Raw genomic sequence first — 9734 nt, 5'->3', positions numbered from 1 at the left:
AAGCGAAGCGTGCCCACCGCTTCTGTTGCAAGTAACGAGAGGGTGGGCACGGCGCGACGCGCCTTTGCCCACCCTACAGCGGCTTCTCTAACGTGGCTGCTAGGTTCCTTCCTCGTTGAACTTGCTCTCAACGAGTTCCGTGATCGCGGCCAGCGCGGCTTCAGCATCATCGCCGGCGGCAGCCACCGTGATCGTGGTGCCGGGCCCTGCGGCGAGCATCATCAGGCCCATGATCGAGGTGCCGCCGACGGTCTCGCCGCCGCGCGTCACCCAGACCTGCGCATTGAAGCGCTCGACCGCCTGGACGAACTTTGCGGAAGCGCGGGCGTGCAGGCCACGCTTGTTGATGATCAGGAGCTCTTTGGAAATCGCGCCCGCGGGCACGCCTGTCCCGATCTGGTTTCCGAGCGGCGCGTCGTCGCTCATTTGCCGGCGAGCACGCGGCTGGCGATCGTGACGTATTTGCGGCCCGCTTCCTGGGCCATCGCGATCGCATCGGGCAGCGAACGCTCCTCGCGCACCTTGGCAAGCTTCACCAGCATGGGAAGGTTGATGCCCGCGAGCACCTCGACCTTCGGCCGGCTCATACAGGATATTGCAAGGTTGGATGGGGTGCCGCCGAACATGTCGGTGAGGATTGCAACCCCGTCGCCGGAATCGACGCGGTTAACCGCCTCGATGATGTCGCTTCGACAGAGATCGGAATCATCCTCGGCACCGATCGTGATCGCTTCGATTTGCTTTTGTGGGCCCATCACATGTTCAAGCGCTGCCTTGAATTCGTCGGCAAGGCGCCCGTGGGTCACAAGTACTAGACCAATCATCGGAAAACTCCTCGCGGGCGCTTTTGGTGCACCGCACGAACGCGCCACTTTGACCATCCAGAGCCCCTGCGCAAGAGGGGATGTTGCGTATCTCCCTGAATCTAGACGGATGGATGAGGGGAGCTGCGCCGGTCTATTCGGTCGCGATAGTGGGGTTCATATGGTTACCATTTCCCTTCAAACAATCGCCCGAGGAGGTAACGGAAGATTAACTCTTGGTAGTGGTCAAGGTCGCAACAACCAGAGGGAGGGGCGAATAGCCCCGCGCGACCGGGATTCGCGGTAATTCAACACCGGAGAGGCTCATTTTTAGGCATTCGGGCGACGGCAGACGTTCCGCGTCGTCCGCGTCCAGATCGACCACGAGCCCGACGGTCGCATGCTCCACGAAGTCGCAGCGCCGGATTCCCAGCCCCCGCACTTCGATCAGTCCGGCCAACACGTGGACGGGGCGAACCACAATTTCATCGCCGACTGTCGCAAGATGGACACGGTCGTCGCCGACCAGAACGGCCCTTTCGACCACCCCCGCGCGCCCTGCCATGATCAAATCGAAGGCAAGCCGCGACTTGCCGGCGCCCGAGGGCCCGCGGATCAGCACCGCCAGATTCCCGACCTTGACGGCGGAGGCGTGAACGCTGAGGCCGCCTTCGCTCATAGCGCCGGCAGCCTCACCACGAAGTGCGCGCCGGCGACCGTCGGTGCGCCGTCAGCGTCCGCGGGGCCTGCGCGATTCTCGGCCCAGATTCGTCCGCCATGGGCGTCGATGATCTGCTTGGAGATCGACAGCCCGAGGCCGGAGTTCTGGCCAAAACCCTGATGCGGACGGTCGGTGTAAAAGCGCTCGAAGATGCGCTCCAGCGCGTCGTCGCGGATGCCGGGGCCGTCGTCGTCGACCACGATTTCGATTTCCCCGCGCACGCGGCGGCAGGTGAGGCGCACCTTGCTGCCGGGCTCGGAGAAGGACTGTGCGTTGGAAAGCAGATTAGAGACGACCTGCCCGAGCCGCGAATCATGACCAGTCACGGCGAAAATGTCGGTCGGGCTGCGGCCCTCGAAGCGCGCCTCGACCGCAACGTCGTGACCGAGTTTGGTCTCGTTGGCGACCGACACGAGCGTCGTCAGCAGGCGGCGCAGATCGACCGGAATGGCGTCCTGCCGCTGCAATTCGGCATCGAGCCGGCTCGCATCCGAGATATCGGAGATCAGCCGGTCCAGCCGCTTGACATCATGCTCGATGACTTCGAGCAGGCGAGCGCGGCTGTTCTCGTTGCGGGCAAGCGGCAGCGTCTCGACCGCGGAGCGCAGCGAGGTCAGTGGGTTCTTCAACTCATGGGCGACGTCGGCGGCGAACATCTCGATCGCCTCGATCCGCTTATAGAGCGCGTTGGTCATGTCGCGCAGCGCGCCGGAGAGATGGCCGATCTCGTCGCGGCGGCGGGTGAAGTCGGGGATCTCGACGCGGCTCTTGATGCGACGGCGGACCCGCTCGGCACTGTCGGCGAGCCGGCGCACCGGGCCTGCGATGGTGCTGGCGAGCAGCAGCGACAGCATGATCATGACGGCGGCAGCGACGCCGCCCACCTTGAGGATCGCCAGGCGCTCGGCCGTGACCATCTGGTCGATGTCGTCGCCCTGGGTGGACAGCATCAAGGCGCCGTGGATGGCGCGCGATCGTAGCACGGGGACCGCGACCGAGACGATCACCTCGCCGCGCGGATTGACCCGCACCATCGAGCGCTTCTGGCCCTGCAGCGCATCGCCCACTTCCGCATAGCCATTGCCGTTCTCGGGTCCGAGCTCGCGATAGAGCGGCAGGTCGCCGCGGTTGAGCCATGTGCGCACCGCGACCATGCCGCGCTCGACGATGCCGGGCTTCTCGGCGGAGGGCGGCGGCAGATCGTAGCGCAGCACGTTTTCGAGGTTGCGGCTGTCGAGCAGCAGGCTTCCGTTGGGATCGTAGATGCGGGCGCGGGTCTTGGTCGGCGAGATCAGCGTGCGCAGCACCGGTGCCACGCGCTCGGGGTTGATCGGGAAGTCCAGCGGCGAATAGTCGTCCGGCCCGCCATAGGTCTCGCCCGGCTTGAGGTCGAGCAGCCGGTCGGGGTCGATGGTGATGGCGTTGGTCTGCACGGTCGCGGAGGCCGCGATCGCGCCGGCGATGATCTCGGCCTGCACCAGCAGGCTCTGCGCGCGCGCGTCGATCAGGCCGGCACGGAACTGCGACAAGTACAGGATGCTCGCGACCAGCGCGACCAGGCCCGCCAGGTTGAGCGAGACGATGCGGCGGGTCAGGCTCGAGAAGGACAGCGCGAAGAAGAACTGGCCGGCGCGCTTCAGCCAGTTGAGCGGCCGCCAGCCCTGCGCGACCGGCTTGTCCTCGGCCACGTGCTCCGGGCCGCCGCCGGATGCGATATCCTCGGCGTTCTGATTGGAATGAGGCTGCGTTCGGTCAAGCAATGCTTACGCCCGCGTTGGCACAGCTCGTGCGATCAAGTCCCCGCATCCTAGAGCCATCCCGGTTCCGATGGAATCGAAACCGGCGATGCCCTCGTCGTTCGTGAAGGCGCGCGCCTCAGGCTTCCTTGAAACGGTAACCGACGCCGTAGAGCGTCTCGATCATCTCGAACTCGTTGTCGACCACCTTGAACTTCTTGCGCAGCCGCTTGATGTGGCTGTCAATGGTGCGGTCGTCGACATAGACCTGGTCGTCATAAGCGGCGTCCATCAGCGCGTTGCGGCTCTTCACCACGCCGGGCCGGGTCGCCAGCGCCTGCAGGATCAGGAACTCGGTAACGGTCAGCGTCACCGGCTCGTTCTTCCAGGTGCAAGTATGCCGTTCTGGATCCATGCGCAGCAGACCGCGATCGAGGGCCTTGGCGTCGTTCTCCTTCGGCGCGACGGTCGGGTCCTTCGGCGCCGAGCGGCGCAGCACCGCCTTGACGCGCTCGACCAACAGCCGCTGCGAGAACGGTTTGCGGATGAAATCGTCGGCGCCCATCTTGAGACCGAACAGTTCGTCGATCTCCTCGTCCTTGGAGGTGAGGAAAATCACCGGCAGGTCGGATTTCTGCCGCAGCCGGCGCAGCGTCTCCATGCCGTCCATGCGCGGCATCTTGATGTCGAGGATGGCAAGATCGGGCTGGGTGGTGCGGAAACCGTCCAGCGCAGAGGCGCCGTCGGTGTAGGTCATGATGCGGTAGCCTTCCGCTTCCAGCGCGATCGAGACGGATGTGAGAATGTTGCGGTCGTCGTCGACCAAAGCGATTGTGGGCATGAGCCTGCTTTCTGCTTTCCGTTTGGATCGTGGCTTAAACGGCGAGCAATCCAGTGGTGCGCCGCATACATGGGTCCCGAACTTGGAGGTCCCGAACTTGGAGTTCGAACTTTGTCACCGAGCAATGCAAGCTGGGCTGAAGTGTGACCAAGTTCCGCGAAACACGGCAGATCCGCCGCATATCGACCCATAACCGGATCCCCGTTTACCCGAAAAAAGACCCACCTTGCAACCACCTGACCCGAGAAACCCATGGAACCGACCCCCGATTTCGACTCCGGAAAGCTTGCCAAATCGCTGCTCAGGCGTTCCCGGCAGGGGGCCCTGGCCACACTGATGGCCGGCAGCGGCGATCCCTATTGTTCCCTGGTCAACCTGGCGAGCCACCCCGACGGCTCTCCCATTCTCCTGATCTCGCGCCTGGCCGTTCACACCAGAAATATCCTGGCCGACCCCAGGGTCTCCCTGATGCTGGACGAGCGGGCGGCGGGCGATCCGCTGGAAGGCGCCCGGATCATGCTGTCCGGACGGGCGGAACAGGCCGACGCCGAGACGGGCCTGCTGCAGCGGCGGTATCTCAATGCTCATCCATCGGCGGAGGCCTTTGTTTCGTTTAAGGATTTTTCCTTCTTCCGGATCCGGCCCACGGCAATCCATCTGGTCGCCGGCTTTGGCCGCATCCTAGACCTTAAACCTCAGGAGTTCCTGACGGATCTCGCGGGCGCCGAGGATCTGCTGGCGTCAGAGGAGGGGGCGGTCGAGCACATGAATGCCGACCATCGCGACACCCTGGGCCTCTATGCGACAAAGCTCCTCGGCGTGGCCGAGGGCGACTGGCGCTGCACCGGCTGCGACCCCGAGGGCCTCGACATGCAGGATGGCCAGACCGCGCTGCGGCTGGAGTTCCCGGAGCGGGTGACCACCGGCACGGCGCTGCGCAAGATGCTGGTCCGCCTGGCGGGTGAAGCGCGCGCAAAAGCCGACTAGCGATAAATTGAACGCTCCCGTGCATCGCCGCGACCCAAGACCGTAGCCGGTCTGATTGGTAGCGAGAGGATTCATGACGCGTCGTCGTTTGGCACTGGTCGCGGGTCTGGCGCTTGCGATCACCGCGTCGCTGGTCACGCCCGGCCGTGCCCAGAAGGGCGATCTCTCGGCGCAGAGCGCGCGCATCAACGGGCTCAGGAGCGCCGGCAAATATTGGGAGGCGCTGCCGCTGGCGCATACCATGGTGGCGAGCCTCGAGAAGACCAGCAACAACCGCGATCTTTCCGCCGCGCTCAACAACCTTGCCCAGATCTACGCCGACCAGGGTCACGACGATCAGGCCGAGCTGCTGTACAAGCGCGCCATCGCGCTGATGGAGAAGGCGGTCGGTCTGGACAGCGTCGAAATCGCGCCCGTGCTCAACAATCTCGCCGCGCTTGATCAGCGGCAGGGCCGCTTCGCCGAGGCCGAGTCACTGTTCAGGCGCGCGCTCGCGATTCGCGAAAAGACGCTATCGCGCGAGCATCCCGATGTCGGTCAGTCCCTTAACAATCTCGCCACACTCTATGTCAAGCAGGAGCACTATGCGGACGCCGAGCCGCTGTTTCAGCGCGCGCTCGCGATCTACAATGCCGGCGGCCCCGAGCATCCGGCGGTCGCGACGCTCCTCAACAATCTCGGCCAGGTCTATCGCGATCTCAACCGCGACGCGGATGCCGAAGCGCCGATCAAGCGCTCGCTCGCGATCCGCGAGAAGGTGCTGGGGCCGGATCACCCCGACGTCGCGCGCTCCCTCAACAATCTTGCCGGGCTCTACGAGCACCAGCTGCGCTATGCCGAGGCCGAGCCGCTCTATCGCCGCGCGCTTGTCATCCGCGAGCGCGCGCTCGGGCCGGATCATCCTGACGTCGCGACCTCGACCAGCAACCTCGCCTATTTTCTCTATGCATCTGGGCGGAATGCCGATGCTTTGCCGTTCGCCGAAAAGACGCTCGCCAGCAATCGGGCGCAGTTGCGCGTTGTGCTACCTGTCCTGTCCGCTGCGCGGGAGCAATACCTGTTACCCGACGACAAAGCGCTGGATGAGGCGCTGGCAGCGATCCAGCGCGGCACGCAATCCTCCGCCGCATCTGCCGTGAACAAGCTGGCGGTGCGGCTCGCCGCCGGTAGCGACCGGCTCGCCGAGCTCGTGCGCCGGGACCAGGATCTGGCGACCGAGACCGAGGCGCTCGACAAGGCGATCATCACTGCCGTGTCGAAGCAATCGGCACAGCGCGACGTCGCGTCCGAGCAACGCAGCCGCGCCCGGCTCGTGTCGATCGCAAACGAGCGCGCGGGCTTGCAGAAGACGCTCGCCGTCGAGTTTCCAGGCTATGCCGCGCTCTCGAACCCGCTGCCGCTGACGGTGAAGGACATCCAGCCGCTGCTGTCGGCCGACGAAGCGATGGTGCTCTACTCGGTTGTCGACAAACAAAGCTATGTCATCGCGATCACGCGCGAGGGTGTCGACTGGAAGGAAATCCCGCTGGGTGCGGACGCGCTGGCACAGAAACTGTCCGCGTTCCGCAGAGGGCTCGACGTCGGCAAGGCGGGCGATGCATCGGGCAAATCGGGATTGTTCGATCTGGCGCTCGCGAGCGATCTCTATGTTGCGCTGCTCGGCCCGGTCGAGATGCTGACCAAGGGGAAGCGCAGTCTGCTGGTCGTGCCGTCCGGTGCGTTGACCGCGTTGCCGTTTCATTTGCTTGTCACTGAGAGACCGCAAGCTGCCATCCCGGACAAGCTCGAAGGCTATCGCAACGCCGCCTGGCTGTTGCGGCGTCAGGCCGTGTCGGTGCTGCCGTCGGTCGTCAGCCTCAAATCGCTCCGTGCCTTCGCGCGCAAGGACCAAGGCGTCAAGCCGATGACGGGCTTTGGCGATCCCGTGTTCAACCCCGCGCAGGAAGGTCCCGCCGACCGGCGTGCAGCGAACGACAAGATCGCTGCGCGCAGCATCGCGACCGTGGCCTATACGGATTTCTGGCGGGGCGCGGGTGTCGATCGCGCGCGGCTTGCGCAGGCGTTGCTGCAACTGCCCGATACCGCGGACGAGCTGATCGCCGTGGCCAGGGATGTCGGCGCGGCCGACGCCGATATTCATCTCGGCCGCGACGCCAGCGAAACGACGCTCAAGCGTGCAGCGCTTGCTCAATACGGCATCATCTACTTTGCGACCCACGGCCTCGTCGCCGGCGACGTCAAGGGTCTTGGCGAGCCGTCGCTCGCGCTGTCCATTCCCGATCAGCCCTCGGAGCTCGACGACGGCCTGCTGACAGCAAGCGAAGTCGCCCAGCTCAAGCTCAATGCGGATTGGGTAGTGCTGTCGGCCTGCAACACCATCGCCGGCGACAAGCCGGGTGCCGAGGCCCTGTCTGGATTGGCGCGGTCGTTCTTCTATGCCGGTGCGCGCGCGCTGTTGGTCTCGCATTGGGCGGTGGATTCGGAAGCTGCCACCCGTTTGACCACGTCGACTTTCGATCTGCTCAAAAACGAACCAGCTATAGGCAGAGCGGAAGCGTTGCGGCGCGCGATGTTAACTTATCTCGACGACACCTCGTCGCCTCGCAATGCCTATCCCGCGATGTGGGCGCCGTTCGCGCTGATCGGCGAGGGGGCGGTACGATAGAACGTCTCTGGAAGTTGTGCGTCGCACAATCAGCCGTAACCGAGCAAAACGCTGAATCGCGCGTTTGGTTGCGCGATCATCCGCAATTTATTTGATGCGCCTGCTCAGAGCAGACATGCGCGACGTTTGGCGCGGTCCTTGAATAAACCAAATCCTGCGGGATCAGCTTGGCAACGCCAGCGTTCATCATTATTAGATCGTCCAGCCGAGGCCGGATGGCCTATTATTCACGGTGACCGCGGCGGCGCCAAAGCATGATCGCGCTGAGTGTCGCGGGTTCTAGGAGGATTTTTCGTGCAAGAGACGGGCGTGCGCAACGGTGCCTTCGGCGCTGACAAATTCGGCTTAAAGAATCTCAACCGGGTTCACTGGAATCTCGGCGCGCCACAGCTTTATCAATATTCGCTCTCCGAGGGCGAGACCGTGCTGTCCGCCGACGGCGCGCTCTGCGCCGACACCGGCGAGTTCACCGGCCGCAGCCCGAAGGACAAGTTCACGGTGCGTGACGCCACCACCGACAAGAAGATGTGGTGGGCCGGCAACCAGTCGATCACCGCCGAGCAGTTCGAGACGCTCTACCAGGACTTCCTCAAGCACGCCGAAGGCAAGTCGCTGTTCGCGCAGGACCTCTATGGCGGCGCCGATCCCGCCTACCGGATCAAGACCCGCGTCTTCACCGAGTTGGCCTGGCATTCGCTGTTTATTCGCACGCTCCTGATCCGCCCCGAGGCGATCGAGCTGTCGAGCTTCGTGCCGGAGCTCACCATCATCGACATGCCGAGCTTCCGCGCCGATCCCAAGCGTCACGGTGTGCGTTCGGAGAACGTCGTCGCCATCGACTTCGCCCGCAAGATCGTCCTGATCGGCGGCTCCTATTACGCCGGCGAGATGAAGAAGTCGGTCTTCACCACGCTGAACTACTACCTGCCCGAGCGCGGCGTGATGCCGATGCATTGCTCGGCCAATGTCGGTGCCAAGGGCGACACCGCAGTCTTCTTCGGCTTGTCAGGCACCGGCAAGACGACGCTATCCGCCGATCCCAACCGCACGCTGATCGGCGACGACGAGCACGGCTGGGGCCCGAACGGAGTGTTTAATTTCGAAGGCGGCTGCTACGCCAAGTGCATCAAGCTGTCGCAGGAAGCCGAGCCCCAGATCTATGCCGCCTCGACGCGCTTCGGCGCGGTGCTCGAGAACTGCGTGCTCGACGAGGACACTCGCGTTGTCGATTTCGACGACGGCTCCAAGACCGAGAACACGCGCTCGGCCTATCCGCTCGACTTCATCCCGAACGCCTCGCGCACCGGCCGCGCGCCGCAGCCGAAGAACGTGGTGATGCTCGCCGCCGACGCCTTCGGCGTGCTGCCGCCGATCGCCAAGCTGTCGCCGGCGCAGGCGATGTATCACTTCCTCTCCGGCTACACCGCCAAGGTTGCCGGCACCGAGCGCGGTCTCGGCAACGAGCCGCAGCCGGAATTCTCCACCTGCTTCGGCTCGCCCTTCCTGCCGCTCGACCCATCCGTCTATGGCAACATGCTGCGTGACCTGATCGCCCAGCACAATGTCGACTGCTGGCTTGTCAACACCGGCTGGACCGGCGGCAAGTATGGTGTCGGCTCGCGCATGCCGATCAAGGTGACGCGTGCGCTGCTCACCGCGGCGCTCGACGGTTCCTTGCGCAACGTCGAATTCCGCACCGACAAGTATTTCGGCTTCGCGGTCCCGACCGCGCTGCCGGGGGTGCCAGCTGAGATCCTCAACCCGGTCAACACCTGGAAGGACAAGGACGAGTTCGACAAGACCGCCCGCGCGCTGGTCGGCATGTTCCAGAAGAATTTTGCAAAGTTCGAAGCCCAGGTGGACGCCGAGGTGCGTGCAGCCGCGCCGGACGTCAAGCTCGCGGCGGAGTAATTTGTCCTGCTTGAAACGCGAAGGGGCGGCCGTGAGGCCGCCCTTTTTGTTGTGTGCCGAGTATGAACGA

The 9734-nt window shown here is 64.3% G+C and carries 7 protein-coding genes and 1 pseudogene; 3 read left to right on the top strand and 5 right to left on the bottom strand.

The genetic code is table 11. The features are described from left to right. Positions 1 to 99 precede the first annotated feature (99 nt). From FXV83_RS20690 to FXV83_RS20670, 5 genes and pseudogenes are all read right to left on the bottom strand, one after another. Positions 100 to 426 (bottom strand): HPr family phosphocarrier protein, encoded by a 327-nt coding sequence (locus FXV83_RS20690; protein WP_148741247.1) that lies wholly within the window; start codon positions 424 to 426, stop codon positions 100 to 102. After that, a complete protein-coding gene (locus tag FXV83_RS20685; protein WP_024339151.1) occupies positions 423 to 824 on the bottom strand; it encodes a PTS sugar transporter subunit IIA in 402 nt (133 codons plus the stop codon). Before FXV83_RS20685 ends, FXV83_RS20690 begins: the two co-directional genes overlap by 4 nt. Positions 825 to 957: 133 nt before the next feature. Beyond that, positions 958 to 1482: pseudogene (locus FXV83_RS20680) on the bottom strand (HPr kinase/phosphorylase). Beyond that, positions 1479 to 3284, bottom strand: a complete 1806-nt coding sequence (locus FXV83_RS20675) for a sensor histidine kinase (protein WP_187436036.1) — start codon at positions 3282 to 3284, stop codon at positions 1479 to 1481. The pseudogene FXV83_RS20680 and the gene FXV83_RS20675 overlap by 4 nt, the downstream one beginning before the upstream one ends. Before the next feature lie 115 nt (positions 3285 to 3399). Continuing rightward, on the bottom strand, positions 3400 to 4101 hold the full coding sequence (locus FXV83_RS20670) for a response regulator transcription factor (protein ID WP_008542552.1): 702 nt from the start codon (positions 4099 to 4101) through the stop codon (positions 3400 to 3402). A gap of 252 nt (positions 4102 to 4353) precedes the next feature. Between FXV83_RS20670 and FXV83_RS20665 the strand changes: the two genes are divergently transcribed. The 3 genes from FXV83_RS20665 to FXV83_RS20655 all read left to right on the top strand — a co-directional run bounded on the left by FXV83_RS20665 (position 4354) and on the right by FXV83_RS20655 (position 9664). Further along, positions 4354 to 5088, top strand: a complete 735-nt coding sequence (locus tag FXV83_RS20665) for a HugZ family pyridoxamine 5'-phosphate oxidase (protein WP_148741245.1) — start codon at positions 4354 to 4356, stop codon at positions 5086 to 5088. 73 nt (positions 5089 to 5161) lie between these two features. Then, a complete protein-coding gene (locus FXV83_RS20660; protein WP_148741244.1) occupies positions 5162 to 7753 on the top strand; it encodes a CHAT domain-containing tetratricopeptide repeat protein in 2592 nt (863 codons plus the stop codon). A 294-nt stretch (positions 7754 to 8047) separates the two neighbouring features. Then, entirely contained in the window at positions 8048 to 9664 is a 1617-nt protein-coding gene (locus tag FXV83_RS20655) for a phosphoenolpyruvate carboxykinase (protein WP_148741243.1), read from the top strand. Positions 9665 to 9734: the final 70 nt, after the last annotated feature.

The organism is Bradyrhizobium hipponense, from assembly GCF_008123965.1.
Classification (GTDB): Bacteria; Pseudomonadota; Alphaproteobacteria; order Rhizobiales; family Xanthobacteraceae; genus Bradyrhizobium; species Bradyrhizobium hipponense.
Note: the sequence above shows the minus strand (reverse complement) of the source record. Positions and strands in the feature narration are given on the sequence as shown.

Excerpts from the sequence above, each read along its gene's own strand:
- FXV83_RS20690 (WP_148741247.1), bottom strand. The coding sequence starts at position 426 with ATGAGCGACGACGCGCCGCTCGGAAACCAGATCGGGACAGGCGTGCCC.
- FXV83_RS20685 (WP_024339151.1), bottom strand. The coding sequence starts at position 824 with ATGATTGGTCTAGTACTTGTGACCCACGGGCGCCTTGCCGACGAATTC.
- FXV83_RS20670 (WP_008542552.1), bottom strand. The coding sequence starts at position 4,101 with ATGCCCACAATCGCTTTGGTCGACGACGACCGCAACATTCTCACATCC.
- FXV83_RS20665 (WP_148741245.1), top strand. The coding sequence starts at position 4,354 with ATGGAACCGACCCCCGATTTCGACTCCGGAAAGCTTGCCAAATCGCTG.
- FXV83_RS20660 (WP_148741244.1), top strand. The coding sequence starts at position 5,162 with ATGACGCGTCGTCGTTTGGCACTGGTCGCGGGTCTGGCGCTTGCGATC.